Origin of the sequence: Paracoccus sp. SY, from assembly GCF_002901215.1 — a bacterium.
Lineage (GTDB): Bacteria > Pseudomonadota > Alphaproteobacteria > Rhodobacterales > Rhodobacteraceae > Paracoccus > Paracoccus acridae.
The window spans coordinates 247500-263940 of sequence record NZ_NWMQ01000002.1; the positions used below are offsets into that span (position 1 = coordinate 247500).

General features: G+C 61.0%; 42 protein-coding genes. 23 read left to right on the plus strand and 19 right to left on the minus strand.

The annotated features are described in order from the left end of the window. Positions 1–10 precede the first annotated feature (10 nt). The 18 genes from CK944_RS03055 to CK944_RS03130 all read right to left on the minus strand — a co-directional run bounded on the left by CK944_RS03055 (position 11) and on the right by CK944_RS03130 (position 5631). On the minus strand, positions 11–364 hold the full coding sequence (locus CK944_RS03055; RefSeq protein WP_103171553.1) for a hypothetical protein: 354 nt from the start codon (positions 362–364) through the stop codon (positions 11–13). Then, a complete protein-coding gene (locus tag CK944_RS03060) occupies positions 361–759 on the minus strand; it encodes a recombination protein NinB (RefSeq protein ID WP_103171554.1) in 399 nt (132 codons plus the stop codon). The genes CK944_RS03055 and CK944_RS03060 overlap by 4 nt, the downstream gene beginning before the upstream one ends. Continuing rightward, on the minus strand, positions 759–971 hold the full coding sequence (locus CK944_RS03065) for a hypothetical protein (RefSeq protein ID WP_103171555.1): 213 nt from the start codon (positions 969–971) through the stop codon (positions 759–761). The genes CK944_RS03060 and CK944_RS03065 overlap by 1 nt, the downstream gene beginning before the upstream one ends. After that, positions 968–1204 (minus strand): acyl carrier protein, encoded by a 237-nt coding sequence (gene acpP / locus CK944_RS03070; RefSeq protein WP_103171556.1) that lies wholly within the window; start codon positions 1202–1204, stop codon positions 968–970. The genes CK944_RS03065 and acpP overlap by 4 nt, the downstream gene beginning before the upstream one ends. After that, positions 1201–1794 carry an ERF family protein gene (locus CK944_RS03075; RefSeq protein WP_103171557.1) on the minus strand — a complete coding sequence of 198 codons (594 nt, stop codon included), beginning with the start codon at positions 1792–1794 and terminating at the stop codon, positions 1201–1203. Before CK944_RS03075 ends, acpP begins: the two co-directional genes overlap by 4 nt. Beyond that, complete coding sequence (locus CK944_RS03080; protein WP_103171558.1) at positions 1794–2024, minus strand: hypothetical protein; 231 nt, start codon at positions 2022–2024, stop codon at positions 1794–1796. Before CK944_RS03080 ends, CK944_RS03075 begins: the two co-directional genes overlap by 1 nt. 99 nt (positions 2025–2123) lie before the next feature. Next, a complete protein-coding gene (locus tag CK944_RS03085) occupies positions 2124–2411 on the minus strand; it encodes a hypothetical protein (RefSeq protein WP_103171559.1) in 288 nt (95 codons plus the stop codon). Next, positions 2408–2599: a DUF551 domain-containing protein gene (locus CK944_RS24310; RefSeq protein ID WP_103171560.1), complete on the minus strand. Its 192-nt coding sequence runs from the start codon at positions 2597–2599 to the stop codon at positions 2408–2410. Before CK944_RS24310 ends, CK944_RS03085 begins: the two co-directional genes overlap by 4 nt. After that, positions 2596–2760: a hypothetical protein gene (locus CK944_RS23120; RefSeq protein ID WP_158247941.1), complete on the minus strand. Its 165-nt coding sequence runs from the start codon at positions 2758–2760 to the stop codon at positions 2596–2598. Before CK944_RS23120 ends, CK944_RS24310 begins: the two co-directional genes overlap by 4 nt. Positions 2761–2762: 2 nt before the next feature. Next, entirely contained in the window at positions 2763–3062 is a 300-nt protein-coding gene (locus tag CK944_RS03095) for a hypothetical protein (protein WP_103171561.1), read from the minus strand. Then, complete coding sequence (locus CK944_RS03100; protein ID WP_103171562.1) at positions 3062–3283, minus strand: hypothetical protein; 222 nt, start codon at positions 3281–3283, stop codon at positions 3062–3064. Before CK944_RS03100 ends, CK944_RS03095 begins: the two co-directional genes overlap by 1 nt. Next, positions 3283–3522 carry a hypothetical protein gene (locus tag CK944_RS03105; RefSeq protein WP_103171563.1) on the minus strand — a complete coding sequence of 80 codons (240 nt, stop codon included), beginning with the start codon at positions 3520–3522 and terminating at the stop codon, positions 3283–3285. Before CK944_RS03105 ends, CK944_RS03100 begins: the two co-directional genes overlap by 1 nt. Then, on the minus strand, positions 3515–3892 hold the full coding sequence (locus CK944_RS03110; protein ID WP_158247942.1) for a hypothetical protein: 378 nt from the start codon (positions 3890–3892) through the stop codon (positions 3515–3517). The genes CK944_RS03105 and CK944_RS03110 overlap by 8 nt, the downstream gene beginning before the upstream one ends. Beyond that, a complete protein-coding gene (locus CK944_RS22770; RefSeq protein ID WP_146038583.1) occupies positions 3849–4028 on the minus strand; it encodes a hypothetical protein in 180 nt (59 codons plus the stop codon). Before CK944_RS22770 ends, CK944_RS03110 begins: the two co-directional genes overlap by 44 nt. Continuing rightward, entirely contained in the window at positions 4025–4252 is a 228-nt protein-coding gene (locus tag CK944_RS03115) for a hypothetical protein (RefSeq protein ID WP_103171565.1), read from the minus strand. Before CK944_RS03115 ends, CK944_RS22770 begins: the two co-directional genes overlap by 4 nt. Before the next feature lie 326 nt (positions 4253–4578). Next, positions 4579–4869 carry a hypothetical protein gene (locus CK944_RS03120; RefSeq protein ID WP_146038584.1) on the minus strand — a complete coding sequence of 97 codons (291 nt, stop codon included), beginning with the start codon at positions 4867–4869 and terminating at the stop codon, positions 4579–4581. Beyond that, a complete protein-coding gene (locus CK944_RS03125) occupies positions 4862–5044 on the minus strand; it encodes a hypothetical protein (RefSeq protein ID WP_103171567.1) in 183 nt (60 codons plus the stop codon). The genes CK944_RS03120 and CK944_RS03125 overlap by 8 nt, the downstream gene beginning before the upstream one ends. A gap of 284 nt (positions 5045–5328) precedes the next feature. Then, on the minus strand, positions 5329–5631 hold the full coding sequence (locus tag CK944_RS03130) for a hypothetical protein (protein ID WP_103171568.1): 303 nt from the start codon (positions 5629–5631) through the stop codon (positions 5329–5331). Positions 5632–5717: 86 nt separating this feature from the next. On the opposite strand from CK944_RS03130, the gene CK944_RS03135 reads away from it, so the two are divergent. The 23 genes from CK944_RS03135 (at position 5718) to CK944_RS03240 (ending at position 15587) form a co-directional block, all read left to right on the plus strand. Beyond that, positions 5718–5981: a hypothetical protein gene (locus CK944_RS03135; protein ID WP_103171569.1), complete on the plus strand. Its 264-nt coding sequence runs from the start codon at positions 5718–5720 to the stop codon at positions 5979–5981. Between the two features lie 168 nt (positions 5982–6149). After that, entirely contained in the window at positions 6150–6569 is a 420-nt protein-coding gene (locus CK944_RS03140; RefSeq protein ID WP_103171570.1) for a hypothetical protein, read from the plus strand. Further along, the gene (locus tag CK944_RS03145; RefSeq protein ID WP_103171571.1) at positions 6566–7006 is read left to right on the plus strand and encodes a hypothetical protein; all 441 of its coding nucleotides are present in this window, start codon (positions 6566–6568) and stop codon (positions 7004–7006) included. The genes CK944_RS03140 and CK944_RS03145 overlap by 4 nt, the downstream gene beginning before the upstream one ends. Beyond that, the gene (locus tag CK944_RS03150; RefSeq protein WP_103171572.1) at positions 7003–7779 is read left to right on the plus strand and encodes a site-specific DNA-methyltransferase; all 777 of its coding nucleotides are present in this window, start codon (positions 7003–7005) and stop codon (positions 7777–7779) included. The genes CK944_RS03145 and CK944_RS03150 overlap by 4 nt, the downstream gene beginning before the upstream one ends. A gap of 259 nt (positions 7780–8038) precedes the next feature. Further along, complete coding sequence (locus CK944_RS03160; protein ID WP_103171574.1) at positions 8039–8494, plus strand: hypothetical protein; 456 nt, start codon at positions 8039–8041, stop codon at positions 8492–8494. After that, a complete protein-coding gene (locus CK944_RS03165; RefSeq protein WP_103171575.1) occupies positions 8491–9309 on the plus strand; it encodes a DUF1376 domain-containing protein in 819 nt (272 codons plus the stop codon). Before CK944_RS03160 ends, CK944_RS03165 begins: the two co-directional genes overlap by 4 nt. A gap of 1 nt (position 9310) precedes the next feature. Next, on the plus strand, positions 9311–9664 hold the full coding sequence (locus CK944_RS03170; protein WP_103171576.1) for a hypothetical protein: 354 nt from the start codon (positions 9311–9313) through the stop codon (positions 9662–9664). Beyond that, positions 9661–9999, plus strand: coding sequence for an NUMOD1 domain-containing DNA-binding protein (locus CK944_RS03175; RefSeq protein WP_146038586.1), 339 nt, complete (start codon positions 9661–9663; stop codon positions 9997–9999). The genes CK944_RS03170 and CK944_RS03175 overlap by 4 nt, the downstream gene beginning before the upstream one ends. Further along, positions 9996–10550 carry a hypothetical protein gene (locus CK944_RS03180; RefSeq protein WP_103171578.1) on the plus strand — a complete coding sequence of 185 codons (555 nt, stop codon included), beginning with the start codon at positions 9996–9998 and terminating at the stop codon, positions 10548–10550. The genes CK944_RS03175 and CK944_RS03180 overlap by 4 nt, the downstream gene beginning before the upstream one ends. After that, entirely contained in the window at positions 10547–10939 is a 393-nt protein-coding gene (locus tag CK944_RS03185; RefSeq protein ID WP_103171579.1) for a single-stranded DNA-binding protein, read from the plus strand. The genes CK944_RS03180 and CK944_RS03185 overlap by 4 nt, the downstream gene beginning before the upstream one ends. A 110-nt stretch (positions 10940–11049) precedes the next feature. Continuing rightward, positions 11050–11523 (plus strand): HNH endonuclease signature motif containing protein, encoded by a 474-nt coding sequence (locus CK944_RS23730; protein ID WP_205048998.1) that lies wholly within the window; start codon positions 11050–11052, stop codon positions 11521–11523. 8 nt (positions 11524–11531) lie between these two features. Further along, entirely contained in the window at positions 11532–12020 is a 489-nt protein-coding gene (locus tag CK944_RS03195) for a hypothetical protein (protein WP_103171581.1), read from the plus strand. Further along, the gene (locus CK944_RS03200) at positions 12017–12391 is read left to right on the plus strand and encodes a hypothetical protein (protein ID WP_103171582.1); all 375 of its coding nucleotides are present in this window, start codon (positions 12017–12019) and stop codon (positions 12389–12391) included. The genes CK944_RS03195 and CK944_RS03200 overlap by 4 nt, the downstream gene beginning before the upstream one ends. Next, positions 12388–12522 (plus strand): hypothetical protein, encoded by a 135-nt coding sequence (locus CK944_RS24180; protein WP_256388071.1) that lies wholly within the window; start codon positions 12388–12390, stop codon positions 12520–12522. The genes CK944_RS03200 and CK944_RS24180 overlap by 4 nt, the downstream gene beginning before the upstream one ends. Continuing rightward, entirely contained in the window at positions 12519–13103 is a 585-nt protein-coding gene (locus tag CK944_RS03205; protein WP_103171583.1) for a DNA cytosine methyltransferase, read from the plus strand. The genes CK944_RS24180 and CK944_RS03205 overlap by 4 nt, the downstream gene beginning before the upstream one ends. Continuing rightward, positions 13100–13264 carry a hypothetical protein gene (locus CK944_RS23125; protein ID WP_158247943.1) on the plus strand — a complete coding sequence of 55 codons (165 nt, stop codon included), beginning with the start codon at positions 13100–13102 and terminating at the stop codon, positions 13262–13264. The genes CK944_RS03205 and CK944_RS23125 overlap by 4 nt, the downstream gene beginning before the upstream one ends. Beyond that, positions 13257–13445 carry a hypothetical protein gene (locus CK944_RS03210; protein WP_103171584.1) on the plus strand — a complete coding sequence of 63 codons (189 nt, stop codon included), beginning with the start codon at positions 13257–13259 and terminating at the stop codon, positions 13443–13445. The genes CK944_RS23125 and CK944_RS03210 overlap by 8 nt, the downstream gene beginning before the upstream one ends. Continuing rightward, a complete protein-coding gene (locus CK944_RS03215) occupies positions 13438–13728 on the plus strand; it encodes a hypothetical protein (RefSeq protein WP_103171585.1) in 291 nt (96 codons plus the stop codon). Before CK944_RS03210 ends, CK944_RS03215 begins: the two co-directional genes overlap by 8 nt. Continuing rightward, complete coding sequence (locus tag CK944_RS03220; protein ID WP_103171586.1) at positions 13725–14201, plus strand: HAD domain-containing protein; 477 nt, start codon at positions 13725–13727, stop codon at positions 14199–14201. The genes CK944_RS03215 and CK944_RS03220 overlap by 4 nt, the downstream gene beginning before the upstream one ends. Positions 14202–14213: 12 nt before the next feature. Then, on the plus strand, positions 14214–14531 hold the full coding sequence (locus tag CK944_RS03225) for a hypothetical protein (RefSeq protein WP_103171587.1): 318 nt from the start codon (positions 14214–14216) through the stop codon (positions 14529–14531). Continuing rightward, entirely contained in the window at positions 14528–14800 is a 273-nt protein-coding gene (locus CK944_RS03230; protein ID WP_103171588.1) for a hypothetical protein, read from the plus strand. The genes CK944_RS03225 and CK944_RS03230 overlap by 4 nt, the downstream gene beginning before the upstream one ends. Continuing rightward, positions 14797–15000 carry a hypothetical protein gene (locus CK944_RS03235; RefSeq protein WP_103171589.1) on the plus strand — a complete coding sequence of 68 codons (204 nt, stop codon included), beginning with the start codon at positions 14797–14799 and terminating at the stop codon, positions 14998–15000. The genes CK944_RS03230 and CK944_RS03235 overlap by 4 nt, the downstream gene beginning before the upstream one ends. Continuing rightward, on the plus strand, positions 14997–15587 hold the full coding sequence (locus CK944_RS03240; RefSeq protein WP_103171590.1) for a hypothetical protein: 591 nt from the start codon (positions 14997–14999) through the stop codon (positions 15585–15587). Before CK944_RS03235 ends, CK944_RS03240 begins: the two co-directional genes overlap by 4 nt. A 205-nt stretch (positions 15588–15792) precedes the next feature. Here the strand turns inward: CK944_RS03240 and CK944_RS03245 are convergent, their stop codons facing one another. After that, entirely contained in the window at positions 15793–16374 is a 582-nt protein-coding gene (locus CK944_RS03245) for a hypothetical protein (RefSeq protein ID WP_103171591.1), read from the minus strand. Between the last annotated feature and the right edge of the window lie 67 nt (positions 16375–16441).

Sequence of the window (16441 nt, forward strand, 5' to 3'; positions counted from 1 at the left end):
TGCGCGGGGTTCAGAACCATCGGCCAAGCGCCTCATCGTCATCTGCGGCCAGCATGGCTTTCACGCGGTCCAGCAGTTCCTGGCTTGTGCCATGGGCGTCGTAGAAGACCCGCTTGTTGTAGTGGTAGGCTTGCGGGCCGTATTCGCGGCGATGGTGCCGAGGGCAAAGGGGCAGGACGCGCATGTTGCTGCGGGGCGTGCCTTCGTGGTGGACTTCGACCGGCCGTGACCCGCACACCAGACAGGGCAGCATCGCCACGGCAGCCATGTGCCGCTTCTCCGCTTCTGTCTTAGGCGCGCTGCGGGGCTTGGACTTCTTGCCCTTCAACCCCAAAGGCCCCTTGGTGCGGGCGATAAAGGTCAAGCCGCATCCTCCTTCGCCCAGATGTCCACGCCCTGTTCCGCAGCCCATGCTTCCATGAAGGTCTGCATGTCCGACATTTCCTGCACGGACAGGTCAGAGGATCGGAAGCCAGCCGGGAACCAGGACTGCCCATCAAGCGCGGGCAGAACCTGAACCTGCCGCCCCATGGCTTGGAGAAAGATGCATTTCCATTGGTCGGGGCTGAACCGCTGCCCGTTCAGGGTCATGCGCTTGCTGATCCGGCCCAGCATTTCCCACATGCGATCATTCTGGGCGTCGGAACGCTTCGGCTCCTTCACCTCCATGCGCCAGCCAAGCTGCACGGCGCGGTCAAAGTAGGCGCGGGCGATTGCAACCTGCCGGGGGGTATCCATGGTGATGCCGAACCGTGCCATCACCGCGCCCTCTCGACATGCTCACGGGCCATCAGCGCCAAGACCTGATCCGCCGCATTGGACAGCGCGGCATCATCCCCGCACCCACCGGTCAGGACTTCGGCGCAGTAATCCGCAAGCAGTTGGTCGTGGATGCCGGGATGGGCTTCGCGCTGCATGGTCAGCACGTCGCGCAGGCGGGTTTCGGAATAGCGGGCGAGGATGCGGGTCATGCTGCCTCTGCGCCTTTCACCGCAGCAACTAGGTCAGCTACCGTCTGACAGCGTTCGGCAACATCATCGTCTAGGATCACGTCGAATTCTTCTTCGATTGCAAGAGACAGTTCGACGGCATCCAGACTGTCGGCGCCCAAGTCATCAATCAGGCTGGCCTGGGAAGTAACTTGGTCGGCGTTTACGCCAAGGTGCATGACCAAGATTTCCTTCACGCGCTGTTCAATGCTCATGCTGCTTTCTCCTGCTGTGCGGGGGTGAGTTGCGCCTTGCGGGCGTCCTTGGCGGCGATTGCGCGCGCGTCGTGCTGGACCGGCTTGGGTAAGTCTTTCCAGATGGCTGCCAAGGCGTCGATGGTGGCGGCTGCGGACAGGCTGCCGATGGCGATCTGCACCGGATCCAGGGCGTTCGGCTCGTTCTCTTGCCGCGCCGGTCGCTGCTGCTGACGCGGTGGGGCTTTCGTCGCCTCGCCATCGTCATCCTCGGGCGCAAGGCCCGCCATGCCCAACAAGCCATAGCGGCGGGCGTAGGTAATCGCGGACCCCACCCCCTGCATGTCCTGCTTGCCCACGACCAGATAAACCCGGCTGGTGAACACATGGCCGCTGGAATGGGCGAGGTGGGTTTCCACATACTGCCCGCGTTCGTCGCCGCCGCATGGTTGCAGGACGGCGAAGCCGTTGCTGTGCAGGGCCTCAAAGCAGGCTTCCATGACCGCGCCCAGATCCGCATACTTGGATTTCAGGTGCGGGTTGCTGGCGTTCTTGATCGCCTTGCCCATTTCTGTCTGGGCCTTGGCGAGTGCCTTGATTGCGTCTTGCATCAGTTCATCCCCCGCAGGCGGCGCAGGCGCAGGTAGTGATCAACCATGCCCCGCTGGTGCATCTTCGTGGTGATCGGCAGGCGACGGCTGCGGCAGCCCGCCAGATGAAAGCGGTGGTATTCCAGTTCCTGCGTGTATTCGGCCCGGAGGCTGTCATAGGCGCTGATTTCGCCGTTCATCCAGGCGACGTGATGGGCGGATAGTGGGGCGTTGAATTGCGGACGTTCCATTGGTGTGTCCTTTCGGTTGTGGGTTGGTGCTGCCCCGGCCAGGGAGGAGAAACCGGGGCAGCTAAACCGCGCGGAGAGAGGGGACGCGCGGATGGGTGTTCATCGGAAGCCGTGGCCGTCGCAGACGTGGCAGCCGCCAACGCTGGTGGACCCATCGGCATAGTGGTCGTAGAGGACGCCAAACCCGCGACAGACGCGGCAGAGGCGGTCGGCTTCGGTCATGCCTGCCGGGATCATGTGCGGCAGGGGGCGGCGTTCGGCACCGGCATAACTGGCGTGCAGATCGGCGATTTCCTCCATCACCTCGGCCATGATTTCCGCCAGGTTCTCGGGCGGCTGCCAGCCCCGGTAGCGGGGGCTATAGAGGGGTGCCGCCGTGTCTTTCATTTCGGAGGCTCCGGCAGGGGCATCCAGTGGGTAGGGTTCCACGGCCAGGGGTCACCGTTATAGAGCCAGTGCCCACCGTCGAACCAAAGCACGTCCATTCCGGTGACCGGGCTGAAATGGTCATCAGGGGTGAAGCACAGAACCGGCGTTCCATCCTTCGGCGCGGTATCAATCGGCTGCCACGTCATTGCCGCAACCGACGAACATCAGCGTCCGTGGCAGGGCTTTGCAGCCAGCCTGTCCGGTCGCGGTTGTCGAAGAAGCGGCGAATGGCATACTCCGTCATGCACAGCCGCTCCTCGTTGCTGTCGATGTGGACGAACAGAACGGGGTGAACAAAGCGGGTCATGGTCATTCCTCCGGTCCAGTCATGTTGCGGGCGGATTGCTTCATCGCTGCGACGGTGCGCGCATGGGCGGCTGTCAGACCCGCGTGGTGGCCCTCGCAGAAGGCTTGGGCCGTGGCGACGTCAGGCAGCATCCGGCCATCGTTCAGCACGGCGCCGTTGTAGCTGGCGAGTGCGCCGCCAGCCTTGTTTGCCATGATGTGATACGGGCCAGACGAGAAGCCGTTGCGGTAAGGCTGCCATGTCAGGGCGCCGGTCGTGGTTTGGGCGGCGGCGCGGCTGCGGCCGAAGATGCGGGCGATCATCACGCATCCTCCAGGTTCGGCAGGGGGCGAGGGGCCGGTTCGGCATCGACCAAGCGCAGGCCCATGATTTCGCAGAGGCGGTCAAGCCTGTGCCGCATGTGCTTCTGCTGGAACTCGACCGCGTGGTGATTGCCGTTGCGATCCATCCAATAGGCGACGATGGCAGCTTCTGCGATGTCGCGTGCCGCCTCGTTGGCGATCAGGAATTGAGTGCCTTCCATCACCGGCTCCTTTCTTGCGCAAATGCCGTGCATTCTGTCGGGTAGGCCTCGCATCCGTTCAGAGTCCCTGCGCCAAGCAAGCTGTCCTGCGCGGCGAAGATCACCGAGAGGCCCAAGCAGGCGACGATCCCGCCACACAGTCCGGCCATCCACAGGTCACGGGCAGGGCGCTTGCGGTCGATGCCGTGGCGGTCCTTGCGCCAGTCGTGGGCGTCCTCGGGGGTCACGCGATCACCCATGATGCGCGTCCTTCTTCATGGCCGCGTCCATCGCGGGCGCGGGCTGATTGGACCAGCGGTCGAACCGCTCTTTCCACATGTCGCGAGCTTCTTCGGTGAAATCCTCGGCTTCGCTGCCTTTCCGGTGCAGGCCCGCCCGCAGCATGTATTCGCAGCGCGAAAACTGTTGCTGTGCGTAGAAGGCGGCGGCACCCGTTTCGATCAGATGCGCAAGCCGCTTGGTGCCTGCGCCTGCTGGCTTGGAAAGATCGTGGGTTGCGACCCGCTCCGCGCCAACTGCGTCTGCAAAAGTAAGCAGGAAGCCATCTTCTGCCTCGTTCCAGCCCTTAGCCATCGGCGCGCCCCCTCTTGCTGGCCGCGTCCACCACATAGGCAGGCGGGATTTCCTGATACGCTGCGCGGGGAAGGGTGATTGCGTCAGACCGGCGCTTCGCCTCGGCATAGATGATGCCCATGATGGCGTCGTAAGCGTCCTCATTGGTCATGCGGAAGGCTTGCGTTCTCATTTCGCCACCTGCGCAATCCGTGCGTTGAGGCGGTTGGCCCGAAGAGCATACCGGCAAGCGAATTTGAGGTCCCTGCGGCTGCCGTCCGAGAGGCGGGCAACTGCCTTGATCGCATCGAGGCGGTGGGACAGAAGCTCGTCCAGCGTGCGCGGCAGAAGGTGCCGGACATCAGCGGGCATGTCGGGGAACAGGATCGGCGCAAGGGCCGGGCGGGCGGGCGTCACTGCCGCGCGGAAACCTTGCAGGCTTCCAGAAGCGCCACCTGCAACCTGATGTTGCGCATGATGGCGCGGTAATACGTGCGGTTGGATATACGGAGCATTCACGGGTGGTCCTCCATGTCTCCCGGGCGGTTGGTCTGTTGCCCTGGGTATGGAGAGATATTGCGATAATCGCAAATAACATGCAAGCACTAAATTTGCGGAAATCGCAAAAAGATGCTGCGCCTTTGATTCGCGCCTATTATCCTGCCCTAGTCAGCGTCGGACGGCGGCGCAGCAAAAAGCCCGCCTGGTCGGGCGGGCTATGGGTCGCTCTATAGGATGAGGCGTTATCCGGCGGGAGGCAGGAACCGCGCCGCGATCTGGGCGGCGGTCGAAAGCGCCACGATCAGGCCGACGATAACCGCGATACCTCCATAGCCCGGCAGCATAGCTACACGGCCCTTGAGTTCGGCAACGTCCGACCGAAGTGCCTTAAGGTCTGCCTTGACCTCTTTCATGTCATCTTCAAGGTGTTTGACGCGGGCTTCCATGCCTTCAAAGGTGCCTCCGCCGTCGCCGGATTTCAAGCCCGAACGAAGTCTGGCCAGATCCGTGCCAATGTCATGGACGTTACTCATCTCTCAGCCGCTCCAGAAGGTCGCGCTGCATTTCGTAAGTCTCCAGCATCAGTTTGTCGGCTAGATCAAGCTGCCCCCGACGAAGCGCGATGATCACGTTCATCATCTTAATCGTTACCCCCAATACCGAGACCAAGTCCTCTTTGTGGGCGGTCGGTTCGGGAGGATCAATCATCTGCCACCTGTCGAAAGTTAGTTTCCGGTATCATCGCACCACACGAAAGCCGCCAAAACTTGCCCCATTGAACAGCTAACAACCGGCACGGGCATTCCATAAGGATCAACCTGAACGTGCGGAATCAACGGCTTCAACTAAACACCCCCTAGCGTCAACTGACTTTCTGTCAGGCTTGGTCAGTGGGCGTAGTTCTGCAAAAGTTCTATATGAGCGTGCATAATCCGGGAGGGGGACAATGCCAGAGGATACCGAAGCAATCCTGAGTGAAGTGGAGACCATTCTTAGTCTTCCGTCTGGCGACGAGAGAGCAGCCCGTCTGCAACGCCTGACATCAAGTCAAGCTCTTCATCGGTTAGTTGCTTCAGGCGGTCCACTAGCCGCTTCTCTGCTGGCCTGGAGGGAACATCGGGACCGTCAAAGAATGCTTTGACGGCGGCCATTTCTTCCGGCTGAACGCGGCGACCCCCTTTGAGGATTTTACTGACCTCGGCAGGGGTTACGCCCATGGCTTGGGCAAGGGCGGACTTTTCCCCGCGCTTGCCGGTTAGCCTCTCAGCAATCCACTGTGCGTCGATTATTTCCATGCAGGTTTTGTTGCGCAAATCGCAACGGCAATATACTGCGATAATCGCAAAGATAGTGCTTGCGTTACTTTGCGATAATCGCAATAATGGCAGGCATGGAACCTGCAAACACCATCATCCAACTGTGCGGCGGCTTTCAAGCCGTAGCTGACATGACGGGACGGGATGTGTCCCGCATCCACCGCTGGACCTACTCCAAGGAGAAGGGCGGCACTGGCGGGGTGATCCCTGCTGACGTGCAGACGCTGCTTCTTTCCGAAGCCGTCCGTCGCGGCGTCCCGCTCACGCCGAACCACTTCTTTCCCGGTTTTCCACAGAAGCCCGCCCGTCAACGGCGCGCGACGGCCTAATCGCCGCCGCGCCCCTTCTTCGCACGTCCTCAACCGACCCAAACTGGGCACAGGCGAGACTGATGACACGCCAAAAACTCCACTCTGAACAAACCGGGTTTCCCCACACACAAGATGGGAACGGCTTTGTGAACACCCAAGGAAACACGGTTTCCGAAGGAGTTAGCCATGAATGATGCCGCCATGATCCGCGCCTTCATGGGCGGGCTGATTGACCGGGCAGGGGGCTTTGATGCCGCCGCTGCCTTCATCGGCGCCCGTCTCGGCCATGAGGTTTCCAAGGGCAGCATCAGCAAGCGCCAGTCGGGACAACTGGACTGGCCGCTAATCGAAATCATGGCTCTTGAGGATGCCGTTGGCGACCGCTGTGTTCGCCGCTGGCTGTCGCAATCGCTGCCCGAGGTCGAGGAAGGCGTCTGCCTGCTTCGCGGTGCTGCGGTTCTGGCCCGTGAAAGCGGAGAAGCCTTCGAGGCCGTGGCCGATCTGGCTGCTGGCACAGGCTGCCGCGAGAAGGCCCGCAAGGAAGTCGCAGACCTGATCGTCGCGGGCAAGAGCATGGCCGCGATCTTGGAAGGTGGCGCGAAATGACCACCGTTCACCCCTTCTCAGACGCCCCCGTCCTGTTCCTGATCGGCTACGGCTTCCGCCCTGCCTATCAGCCCGCAGACTACATCGGCCCCCGCATGGATTGCCCGATGTGGCTGCCCGCCCCTGACGCGGATCTTGCCTATCTGGCGAAATGGGAAGCCCCCGCAGGCCACGGCCTCGGCTTCGTCCTGTGGCCCGACATGGGAAACCCCATAACGGCGGCGGAACTGGCGCAGAGCAATGTGCAAAATATTCACATCGCTCCCCCCTTCACCGCTGGCCCGCTCATCCCCGGCCCCTGGCATCCCCCGGTGGACTATCCCTGCAACTGCATCACGCCTGACTTCCCGCCCGTCGCACCTGTGCCGGTTATGGCTGATGCAGCCGTGATGCTGATGACCGCCTTGGCTGCATTCTGGCTGTGGAGGCGGAAATGACCATCATCCGGGAAGAACGCATTGGCGGGCAGCGACTGATCTTGGGAGATTGCTTGGGCGCATTGACCTCAATCGAGGCAGCGCACGCAGTGATTACTGATCCGCCCTATTCCTCGGGCGCCCGAACTACCGCACAGATGCGCGGTCGCGGTGGGATGTCCCGTGGAGAGGCGTGGGCAGATAAGCCGCTGCCTAATGATCGCCTGTCTGTCACCGGCTTCACATGGTTGATGCGGCAGATCGGTTTGGAGGCGGAGCGCCTCCTAGTGGCGGGCGGATCTTTCCTTGCCTTCATCGACTGGCGGCAGTTCCCGACGCTCTACGGCTGCATTGAAAGCTGCAACCTCCAGATCATCAACATGGTGGTTTGGGATAAGCAAGTTTTCGGCATGGGGAACGGCTTTCGCAATCAGCATGAACTGATCCTGCACGCATCTTCTGGAACGCCCCGCGTCTTTGATCGCAGCGTGCCAAACGTCATTGGGTCTAAGCGCATCCCCTCGTCAGACATCCATCCGACTGAGAAGCCTGTGGAACTGATGGAGGAACTTATTCGCGTCGTGACAGATCGCGGCGAGACTGTGGTTGATCCGTTCATGGGAAGCGGAACGACGCTGGTTGCCTGTGAAAAGCAGGGACGGTTTGGCGTCGGCGTTGAGATTGACCCTGACTATTTCGAGACGGCTTGCCGCCGCGTCGAAGAAGCATCCCGCGCCCCTGACCTTTTCATCGCCCCCACCGTGAAACCCACACAGGAGGCAATGGAGCTATGACATGTCTCAATCACGACCGGGACCAGTTGAGCCGCCTCGGTGCTGCAAGTGTGACGCATCCGTCGCCCCTTTCGGCTTCGGTGAATACCGCGTCTGCCGCGAATGTGCCCCCGCAGCCGATGCTTACCTACGGCGTGTTAGCAGCCGCACGATCCCAGCGTTGTTCGGACCTAGCAGCCAACCCCAACAGCCGCATCATTCTCGGCCGCGTCCGCGAACTGACGCACCTGATGCTGATGCTTGAACTGGAGGCCCGGCAATGAGCGCCCGTAACCGTGAGAAAGGCGCCAGCTTCGAACGCTACATTGCGAACGAACTGTTCCTGCGCCTTGGCATCAGCTTCCGCCGCGACCTTGACCAATACCGGGAACGCGAACGCGGCGACCTGATCACCGACGACGAGAACTGGCCGTTCCTAGTGGAATGCAAAAAGGTCCGCCAGATAAGCTTGGGCGCATGGCGCAAGCAGGCCACGGCCGCAGCCCGCAAGGCTAATCGCCGCCCCGCTGTGATCTACCAGCCGCCCTACAAGCCGACTGCCGTCTCCGTGCCTCTCAGCGCCTTCTGTGACGCATGGCCTTCGAACGAATGGGCAGAAATCACCCTGGACGGCTTCTGCCTGCTGGCCCGCGAAATCATGGCTGAACCGGGCAACTGGCAGCCCAACGACTACCGCGATCTGCGTGACCGCCTCGTGGGGAAGGACGCAGAATGAGCAGCACCCCGTTCATGCAGCTTTATCCGGCTGACTACCTGGCCGACACCATGGACCTTACAACGGAGCAGCATGGGGCCTACCTACTGATCCTGATGACCATGTGGCAGCATGATGCAAAGCTGCCTTCCGACATCAAGAAGTTGGCCCGCATTGCCCGCCTGTCGCCCGCCAAGTTTCGTCCTGTCTGGGAAGAAATCAGCCGTTTCTTCATCGAGGCTGACGGCTTCATAACCAACGCCAGGCTTACGAAAGAACGAAAGAAAGCGCACGAAAAAAGTGCAAAACGCGCAATCGCTGGCAGCGCTGGCGGCAAAGCTAAGGCACTGAAAGATAAGGCGACAGCAGATAGCAATTGCCATGCGAATGCTATGGCATCTTCTTCAGATACCAGAGACCAGATAGAAGAAAGAAAGGAAGCTAAAGCTTCCTCGTCGGCCAAGCCGACTGTGCCGGGTCCATCCTTCGATGATTTCTGGGCTGTCTGGCCTCTCGGCAAGATCGCCAAACAGGACGCCGCCAAGGCTTTCAAGAAACTCAGTGCCGAAAGCCGCAGGCTGGCGATAGATCGCGCCCCGGCTTGGGCTGCGCAGTGGCGCCGCGATCACCCGCACGCCAACCCCATTCACCCAGCCAGATACCTCAATGGCACTCGCTGGACCGACGAAATCCAACCCACGCTAACCCTGATCCCCGGAGGAACCCGTGAACCTTCCCGCCAAGATCACCGCGCCCCTTCCCACGCCCACCCCACAGATCGCGCAATCGCTTTCGCCAGCCGCGCTGTCAGAACACCGAGCAAAGATTGCTTTTGACGTGCGCGTGATGCTGTCGGCCTACTTCGACCCCAGCGAAAGCGACGAAGTGAAGGCCGGTCTGCTGGCATGGTTCTGTGACGAATTGCAGGACTGGAAGCACGAGCAGGTTGTTTGGGGTCTGCGGGAATGGAACCGCGAGAACCCGCGCCGCCGCCCGACCCCTGGCGACATCGTGGCGATCCTCAAGCGCGCCCGTGGTGAGAAGTTTGCCAAGCAATACGCTGAGCAGCTTGCCCGCATCAACAGGACCCCCGAACCCGTCATCACCGAAGAAGCCCGCGCCCGCAACGCCGCCCGCGTGGCTGAACTGTTCCCCAGCATCATCAAGCGCGTCCCGGAGGTGAAGGAATGAGTATGCCCGTTCCCTGCCACATCAACGGTCAGTTCTATCCTTCGCAGAAGGCCGCAGCAGAAGCCCTTGGCGTCACGCCGAACGCAATCAGCAACGCCATCATTCATGGCCGCGAGGACAATGTTCGTCGGTTTAAGGGCCATAAAGGAAATCTCAATGCCCGGCATATCCCGGTCGTGATTTTTGGTCGACGCTATCGGTCTAAGCTGGCGGCCGCGAAAGCCCTTGGCGTGAACTATCGCACCTTCCGACGCTGGCTGGAGAATGGCGAATTGGGCCGTCTGATGATCGCCATCAGCAAGAAGGAGGCCGCGCACGTCGGTAAATCCGCATGACGCGCCGTTGCTTCTCAGGGTTTGAGCGCCCCAAAGGCTTCACCGGATACGACCGACAGGCAAGTGTGACTGAATATGCGGGTGTCAAGTTCCGTTCCCGCCTTGAGGCGACTTGGGCGTCATTCTTTGACCTGACGGGTATGGAATGGGAATATGAACCTGTCCGACTTGATGGATGGATCCCTGATTTTCGCTTGTTTGGTCGCTTCCTCTGCGAAGTGAAGCCGATCCAGATGACGGGCTTCGCAGTGGCTTCGACCGAGTATGCCTGGATCCGCAAGACGCTTGGTCATGGTCAGGTTTTGATCTTCGGTGATCGTCCGTCGGATTGCCTCGCCTGCATGGTCAACGCCGATGACCTGAGCATTTCCGGCAGGACGGTGTTCTTTGACCCTGATGCTCCGTTCAAAATGGTTTCCGTAAGCGATGACGGCGGCAGCCATCCGCTTCGCGGTAACGCTGAATGGCCGTGGCGGGAAGCTGTCCGAAATCTCATTCGCCCCACAACGACACCCGGCATCGCCCGCCGTAGATCGGAGATTTCAGCATGAAGAACCTCACCATTGCAGGCCGCATCACCCGCGATGCAGTCACCCGCAGCACCCAGCAAGGCGAAAAGGTCACGGGCTTTTCCGTCGCTGTGGATGACGGCTACGGCCAGAACAAGCGCGCGATGTTCTTCGACTGCAGCCTGTGGGGCAAGCGCGGCGACAGCCTGGCGCAGCACCTGACGAAAGGATCGCAAGTCACCGTATCCGGCGATCTGTCCACCCGTGAACATGAGGGCAAGACCTACCTCACGATCCGTGTTGCAGACCTGACCTTGCAGGGCAAGCCGCAGGGCACCTCGGGCGGCGGCAGGTCCGACGACTATGACCGGCAGTCCAGCGGCAGCCAGCAGAGCAGCCGCAGCGACTACGACGACTCAATTCCATTTTAGTGCCTGAAATGCTTGATGAAATCCCGCAAATATGCGATCATTCAACGGCAAGCGGAGGTGCTGGTAACACCTTCCGCCTGCCTGACCAATCACGCCGATGGAGGGCGATCATGGCTAAGGATCAAGTAATCCCTGAGGGGATGGATTCGCAATATCCCGGAAACGAAATTTGGAAGCCTGTGCCGTCTGAGCCGGGCGTTCATGTGAGCAACTGGGGCAGGGTTCTCTTGGCTCCTGGTTATGTGCCCCTGCCGAACGGGGGTTATCGGCTGTATCAGCCTGAACCGCGTTTTGGGCAGATTGCTAAGTCCAAGAAGGGTGCTCAGCACGAATATCGAATTGTGATGGTGAAGCGGCAACGTGAAGGCGGCAGGCAATCCCCGCGCAAGGTTCACCAGCTTGTCTGCGAGGCATTCCACGGTCCGAAGCCGTTCCCCGAAGCCGTGGTGCTTCACCTTGACGAGGACGGGCTGAACAACCGGCCCGAAAACCTGCGGTGGGGAACGCAGAAGGAAAACCTGAACATGCCGGGGTTCGTCCAGTATTGCCGGACCCGGCCTCATCCTTCTCTCAAAAGCAAATGAGGTGCGCCATGGGTATCATTCCTGTTTTTCGTGACATCACCCAGCCGCCCGAGCCGTGGACCGCTGAAATCTGCGACATCGTGCGGGATCAGTGGCAGGCTGGCATCCCAAAGCCCTTGCGCGTCCGTCCCGCAGATCTGGTGCCGTCGGATAACCTCACCCGTGGAACAACCACCCTGCTGGAACGGGCAGCCGCGCGCCGTGCCGAATTGGCCGCTATCATCATGCCCCTGCATCGCGCCGGACAGATCATCCCCAAATTGGCGGAGGCGGCCCAATGCTCCCCTACCACCGTGGCCCGCATCCTAGCAGAACATGGCGTCAAGCCGAACAGATCCACAGTCGGGGGCTTCAAGAACCGGGATTATACCCAGTTCGTCCCGCAGGCTATGGCGATGCGGGCGCAGGGTAAGTCGTGGCGTGACATCGGCACCGCACTGGGCATTTGTCGGGCCGCTATCAGCAAGGCTTGCCAGGCACATGAGGCGCGCAAATGACATTGGTGGCGCCAAAACACTTGCGCGGCCGGATCGGGAACTGGCGGCTGGAACTGCTGGAAGAACGCGCCGAATGGATCAGGAAGGCACATGGTGAAGGGCATACCGCCCGGGCCATCGGGGAAGCATTGGGCATCTCGCACGGAGCCGCGATCAAGGCCGTGCAAGTGGCTGGCTGCCGTCGCATCAATCGCCAGTCGAGGTCGTGCATCTACAGTCAGGGGCTTATCCTGGGAGCGCCAAGCAAAGCCTACGACAGCTTGCCCATCCCGGCCCGTGCCGCCCTGGCAGACGCAGCAGCACGCAAAGGGAAGCCCATGATGCAGGTCATGGCGGATTTCTGGGCACAGCATCACGGAGCGGGCGCATGACAGGCATCGGCATCGTTGCTGTTCACGGCTTCTGGAACCCCCTGAGCTGGAAACTCGGCCTGCGCGAATACCAGGGCGAGGATTGGTATTACATCGGCCCCGTGGCCCTGATCGTGGAGCGGACGGCATGAGGGTGCTGGTAGCGTGCGAGTATTCCGGCCGCGTCCGTGACGCCTTCATCGCCCAGGGGCATGAGGCCATGTCCTGCGATCTTCTGCCCGCCGAGGTTCCCGGCCCGCACTACCAAGGCGATGTGCGAGACGTGCTGGACTATCCGTGGGATCTGATGATCGCCCACCCACCCTGCACGCACCTGTCCGTCAGTGGCGCCCGGCACTTCGAGGCCAAGCGTCAAGACGGCCGGCAGCAGGCGGCGGTTAGCTTCTTCATGATGCTGGCCAAGGCCGACATCCCAATGATCGCCATCGAGAACCCGGTCTGCATCATGTCCAGCCTGTGGCGGAAGCCTGACCAGACGATCCAGCCTTGGCAGTTCGGTCACGGCGAAACCAAGGCGACGTGCCTCTGGCTCAAAGGTCTGCGCCCGCTGGTCCCGACCGACATCGTGGAAGGCCGCGAGGCCCGCGTCCATCGGATGCCACCCGGTCCTGACCGGTGGAAAGAACGCAGCCGCACCTTTGAAGGCGTGGCCGCAGCCATGGCCGATCAGTGGGGCCGTGACGACCTGTTCAGCGTGAGGGCCGCAGAATGACGCAACACGACCCCACCCGGCGCACCAACCGCCAGCGTGACAGCCGCAAGCAGGAACGCCGCCAGGAGCGACACACCGACAACGCATCCCTCCGCGATGCCGTCAGGGCCATCGGGGCGGGCGACATCGAGCAGTGGCAGCAGGAGGACGGCGATGAGTGACACAGGCGCAGTGGTCGCGCTTTTCATCGCGGCGATGATTGGGGCAGGCTTCGTCGGCCAGCTTCTCGGAGAGGCGCTGATCCGTTTCGCGATCTGGCGCGGATGGTTCTCCCGCCGAACGATTATCGTCCGCACCCACATCTGGGACACCGACAGCGAGAGAGGGCAGGGCGATGAGTGACCGCGAGGAGTGGAGCGAATGGCGGCTGCACGATGGTATGTCTCGGCCTGTGCCCGCTGGAACATGGGTGGAGACAGAGGACCGTTGGGGGGAAATCAATCAGGACTTCGCAGAAGCCTTTGATGAAACCACCGACATGTCTGGCTGCTGGGTTTGGGAAGGCGATGATGAATTGTTCGGGGTGGAAATCGTCCGATACCGCGTCAGGACGCCCCGCGCCCTCCAGCAACTCCGCGAAATGATCGAAACCCTGCCCGCACCACGGCAGAAGGAGGACGCATGAGCGACAGCATCCTATTCTTGGACATAGACGGCCCCATGATCCCCATGCGCGCCTATATCTTCGACCGCATGGCAAGCCATGACCAGCTTCTCGACATTGCCTGCATCAATGTCTTGCGGGCTGTCGTGGACGATACCGGCGCAAAGATCGTGTTCAACACGACGCACAACCGCTTCCTGCATAGCAATGGCAAATATCCGGGTCTGCTGGGCCGCTTTGCTGCTGCGGGCTTCCATGTCGGCTTCGACATCCACGATGACTGCCACACGCTCTATCCTGACTTGGACCGACTGACTGCCATCCGTGAGTGGCTACACCGGCACCCCGGCCATGAGTGGATCGCCTTCGATGACTGCCAGATTGACGACCCGCGCGCATTCCTGACCGACAGCAAGCACGGCATCGGCTGGGACGAATACCAGCACGCCCGCCAGCACCTGTTGGGCGAGAAGCCCGCATTGATCCTGATGTGAAGGAGGACGCTCATGTCTGATGCACTGCAACGGCTGATCGAAGCGGTGGAGGCGGGCAGCGATGCGCCGTTCCATGATCTGACGTATTCCGACCTGGACGGATTTGGACAGCGTTTCATCAATTTGGTCCAACAGGCGAACCATGGCGACCTGAACGCAGCCAAGGCACTGCATGACGCCCTGCTGCCGGAACACGACTGGGAACGCGACGACACTGGCAGGATGAGTGTGACGCACTGCAATGGCGATTATTCCGCAAAGGTGATCGGCAATCCCGCCCGCGCTTGGCTCCTCGCCATCCTCCGCGCTTACCAACAGGTGCAGCAATGACCCCCGCCGAACAACTGGCAGAAGCCATCCTCTCCGCTGCTGGATCGGGCCTGCGCCATTACACCGCCACCAGCAGACAGCGCATCATCGACGCGGCAGAGGCGCAGATCGCCGCGTTGCAGGGCATCCCGGTCAGGCTTGGCGTCCTGGAGTTGCCCGCAGCGCCTCTGGAACCCACCCCACAGCCCCGCAACGACCTTGCCGGGTCCACCGGGACGTCCGACACCATCAACGCGCCTCACGGGGCAGAAAACGGAGCAAACGAATGATCGAGGGCATCACGGTCGATACGGACATGTGGACGGTCTTTGAGGCTTCCATGACCCGCGAGGTGCATGTGACTTCGAACCAGTGGTCGCGGGACACACTGTATCTTGGCGAACCCCTGCCGGATGACCGCGAAGAATACGAGTTCGTCACCATCAAAATGCAGCGCACGATTTCTAGAAGCAGCAAGGTGCAGCCATGACCAAAGCCCGCAAGCGACTGACCAAGCAGCGCCGCGCATCTCTTGCTGGCGTCCTTGCCCGCAGCAAGGCCTCCGTCACTCTCTGGGATCACGGCGCAATGGGCCAAGCCAACCGAAAGGGCCTCATCATCGAAGAACGAGGGGAGCAGGATCCCGTGTCCGGCAAGATCACCAACCCGAACGGCGTCACAGGCGCCAGGCGCATCGACCTGCTGCAATACTGGCACAAGCGCGGCAGCATCAGCACGGGCGGATACAACGCCGCCGTCATGCTGCGGGACGCATTTGAGGCTACTATGCGCAGCAAGCCATGCCTGCCCGACAATGACCGGGTGCAGTCCAGCCCCAAGCCGGACCATGCTGTCACCATCCAGATCGACCGCATCAGCCGCTATGAGAAGATCGCCCGCCACGTCCACCCGGCCGACAAGTCGCTCATCACGGCTTGCGTCATTGACGGACACCACCCAAGCCGCATCTACGGCGCGCTTCGCACCCGGCAAGGCTTCGATGATCTGCGGGATGCACTAGATCGGCTGCACGACTCACTTTCTCGCACAAGGGCTATTGTCAAGCACGCAAATTGATGATAACCAGATAATCGCAGGCGAGAGGTTTGGCAGATGTCTGCCTTTCGCTCAGACGCGCGGGCCGAGAGATTGGCGCCGCGTTTTTCGTAGCGGCTCTGCTCACGTCATCCGCATTAAGTCCACGTTCAGAGCGTGGCCGGTGGGTTGATCGCCACCGCCTGTCATTTCAGCGTCCACATTCACCCCGTGGGCAAAGGACTTGTCAGTGATACTGTTCCGGGATGTCGAGCTTCATGCGCTCTTCGTCTGCCCCTTCGTAGAAGGGCCGCCTCATGGCGGTTTGGTTGGTTGGCACGAAGTCGGGAAGTGAAATGATCGCGCGCCAAGCGTCTTCTGTAATGCGGAAAGTGTGAGAGTCCCCGTAGTCCGACTCAATAAGATTGTTATCGACCATATGGATTGTGACCGGGTGGTCCGGTGGCGCACTGACGCGTCTACTCGCCTGAGATACCGAGTAGAGCAGGACGTATTTGATCGCCAAAGGCGAAGAAGCGATGGTTTTCCGAAGCCTTCGGATATTGTTCGGGCGTCTTGCAGCCTTGGCTTTTTCGCGAGCAAAGGTCGCCAGGCTGTCTCCAGCCCAGTACAGTCCTGCTAGCACCACGACGACGAAAGAGAAGATGACTGCTACACGAAGGCTGGGCATAACCCAGATTGGCAATCCGGCAAATAGTTGCGGTTGATAGCGTTCCGCCAGCAGGCAGAGTGCGCAAGCGGAGAACACCGTGAACGCAGCACGTCCGCTGATCTTCAAGGCAGCAATTAGCTGTCCGACAATGTCCATTCTCGCCTCCCTGTTGGTTGCTTTGAGCACAGAGGCATAGCGATTCGATAGTCCGCCCCAACGGGGC

What these genes read in the sequence shown, in the direction of transcription:
- CK944_RS03060 (WP_103171554.1), bottom strand. Translation starts at nt 759, where the DNA reads ATGGCACGGTTCGGCATCACCATGGATACCCCCCGGCAGGTTGCAATC.
- CK944_RS03065 (WP_103171555.1), bottom strand. Translation starts at nt 971, where the DNA reads ATGACCCGCATCCTCGCCCGCTATTCCGAAACCCGCCTGCGCGACGTG.
- acpP (WP_103171556.1), bottom strand. Translation starts at nt 1,204, where the DNA reads ATGAGCATTGAACAGCGCGTGAAGGAAATCTTGGTCATGCACCTTGGC.
- CK944_RS03075 (WP_103171557.1), bottom strand. Translation starts at nt 1,794, where the DNA reads ATGCAAGACGCAATCAAGGCACTCGCCAAGGCCCAGACAGAAATGGGC.
- CK944_RS03080 (WP_103171558.1), bottom strand. Translation starts at nt 2,024, where the DNA reads ATGGAACGTCCGCAATTCAACGCCCCACTATCCGCCCATCACGTCGCC.
- CK944_RS03085 (WP_103171559.1), bottom strand. Translation starts at nt 2,411, where the DNA reads ATGAAAGACACGGCGGCACCCCTCTATAGCCCCCGCTACCGGGGCTGG.
- CK944_RS24310 (WP_103171560.1), bottom strand. Translation starts at nt 2,599, where the DNA reads ATGACGTGGCAGCCGATTGATACCGCGCCGAAGGATGGAACGCCGGTT.
- CK944_RS23120 (WP_158247941.1), bottom strand. Translation starts at nt 2,760, where the DNA reads ATGACCCGCTTTGTTCACCCCGTTCTGTTCGTCCACATCGACAGCAAC.
- CK944_RS03095 (WP_103171561.1), bottom strand. Translation starts at nt 3,062, where the DNA reads ATGATCGCCCGCATCTTCGGCCGCAGCCGCGCCGCCGCCCAAACCACG.
- CK944_RS03100 (WP_103171562.1), bottom strand. Translation starts at nt 3,283, where the DNA reads ATGGAAGGCACTCAATTCCTGATCGCCAACGAGGCGGCACGCGACATC.
- CK944_RS03105 (WP_103171563.1), bottom strand. Translation starts at nt 3,522, where the DNA reads ATGGGTGATCGCGTGACCCCCGAGGACGCCCACGACTGGCGCAAGGAC.
- CK944_RS03110 (WP_158247942.1), bottom strand. Translation starts at nt 3,892, where the DNA reads ATGTGGTGGACGCGGCCAGCAAGAGGGGGCGCGCCGATGGCTAAGGGC.
- CK944_RS22770 (WP_146038583.1), bottom strand. Translation starts at nt 4,028, where the DNA reads ATGAGAACGCAAGCCTTCCGCATGACCAATGAGGACGCTTACGACGCC.
- CK944_RS03120 (WP_146038584.1), bottom strand. Translation starts at nt 4,869, where the DNA reads ATGAGTAACGTCCATGACATTGGCACGGATCTGGCCAGACTTCGTTCG.
- CK944_RS03125 (WP_103171567.1), bottom strand. Translation starts at nt 5,044, where the DNA reads ATGATTGATCCTCCCGAACCGACCGCCCACAAAGAGGACTTGGTCTCG.
- CK944_RS03130 (WP_103171568.1), bottom strand. Translation starts at nt 5,631, where the DNA reads ATGGAAATAATCGACGCACAGTGGATTGCTGAGAGGCTAACCGGCAAG.
- CK944_RS03135 (WP_103171569.1), top strand. Translation starts at nt 5,718, where the DNA reads ATGGCAGGCATGGAACCTGCAAACACCATCATCCAACTGTGCGGCGGC.
- CK944_RS03140 (WP_103171570.1), top strand. Translation starts at nt 6,150, where the DNA reads ATGAATGATGCCGCCATGATCCGCGCCTTCATGGGCGGGCTGATTGAC.
- CK944_RS03145 (WP_103171571.1), top strand. Translation starts at nt 6,566, where the DNA reads ATGACCACCGTTCACCCCTTCTCAGACGCCCCCGTCCTGTTCCTGATC.
- CK944_RS03150 (WP_103171572.1), top strand. Translation starts at nt 7,003, where the DNA reads ATGACCATCATCCGGGAAGAACGCATTGGCGGGCAGCGACTGATCTTG.
- CK944_RS03160 (WP_103171574.1), top strand. Translation starts at nt 8,039, where the DNA reads ATGAGCGCCCGTAACCGTGAGAAAGGCGCCAGCTTCGAACGCTACATT.
- CK944_RS03165 (WP_103171575.1), top strand. Translation starts at nt 8,491, where the DNA reads ATGAGCAGCACCCCGTTCATGCAGCTTTATCCGGCTGACTACCTGGCC.
- CK944_RS03175 (WP_146038586.1), top strand. Translation starts at nt 9,661, where the DNA reads ATGAGTATGCCCGTTCCCTGCCACATCAACGGTCAGTTCTATCCTTCG.
- CK944_RS03180 (WP_103171578.1), top strand. Translation starts at nt 9,996, where the DNA reads ATGACGCGCCGTTGCTTCTCAGGGTTTGAGCGCCCCAAAGGCTTCACC.
- CK944_RS03185 (WP_103171579.1), top strand. Translation starts at nt 10,547, where the DNA reads ATGAAGAACCTCACCATTGCAGGCCGCATCACCCGCGATGCAGTCACC.
- CK944_RS23730 (WP_205048998.1), top strand. Translation starts at nt 11,050, where the DNA reads ATGGCTAAGGATCAAGTAATCCCTGAGGGGATGGATTCGCAATATCCC.
- CK944_RS03195 (WP_103171581.1), top strand. Translation starts at nt 11,532, where the DNA reads ATGGGTATCATTCCTGTTTTTCGTGACATCACCCAGCCGCCCGAGCCG.
- CK944_RS03200 (WP_103171582.1), top strand. Translation starts at nt 12,017, where the DNA reads ATGACATTGGTGGCGCCAAAACACTTGCGCGGCCGGATCGGGAACTGG.
- CK944_RS24180 (WP_256388071.1), top strand. Translation starts at nt 12,388, where the DNA reads ATGACAGGCATCGGCATCGTTGCTGTTCACGGCTTCTGGAACCCCCTG.
- CK944_RS03205 (WP_103171583.1), top strand. Translation starts at nt 12,519, where the DNA reads ATGAGGGTGCTGGTAGCGTGCGAGTATTCCGGCCGCGTCCGTGACGCC.
- CK944_RS23125 (WP_158247943.1), top strand. Translation starts at nt 13,100, where the DNA reads ATGACGCAACACGACCCCACCCGGCGCACCAACCGCCAGCGTGACAGC.
- CK944_RS03210 (WP_103171584.1), top strand. Translation starts at nt 13,257, where the DNA reads ATGAGTGACACAGGCGCAGTGGTCGCGCTTTTCATCGCGGCGATGATT.
- CK944_RS03215 (WP_103171585.1), top strand. Translation starts at nt 13,438, where the DNA reads ATGAGTGACCGCGAGGAGTGGAGCGAATGGCGGCTGCACGATGGTATG.
- CK944_RS03220 (WP_103171586.1), top strand. Translation starts at nt 13,725, where the DNA reads ATGAGCGACAGCATCCTATTCTTGGACATAGACGGCCCCATGATCCCC.
- CK944_RS03225 (WP_103171587.1), top strand. Translation starts at nt 14,214, where the DNA reads ATGTCTGATGCACTGCAACGGCTGATCGAAGCGGTGGAGGCGGGCAGC.
- CK944_RS03230 (WP_103171588.1), top strand. Translation starts at nt 14,528, where the DNA reads ATGACCCCCGCCGAACAACTGGCAGAAGCCATCCTCTCCGCTGCTGGA.
- CK944_RS03235 (WP_103171589.1), top strand. Translation starts at nt 14,797, where the DNA reads ATGATCGAGGGCATCACGGTCGATACGGACATGTGGACGGTCTTTGAG.
- CK944_RS03240 (WP_103171590.1), top strand. Translation starts at nt 14,997, where the DNA reads ATGACCAAAGCCCGCAAGCGACTGACCAAGCAGCGCCGCGCATCTCTT.
- CK944_RS03245 (WP_103171591.1), bottom strand. Translation starts at nt 16,374, where the DNA reads ATGGACATTGTCGGACAGCTAATTGCTGCCTTGAAGATCAGCGGACGT.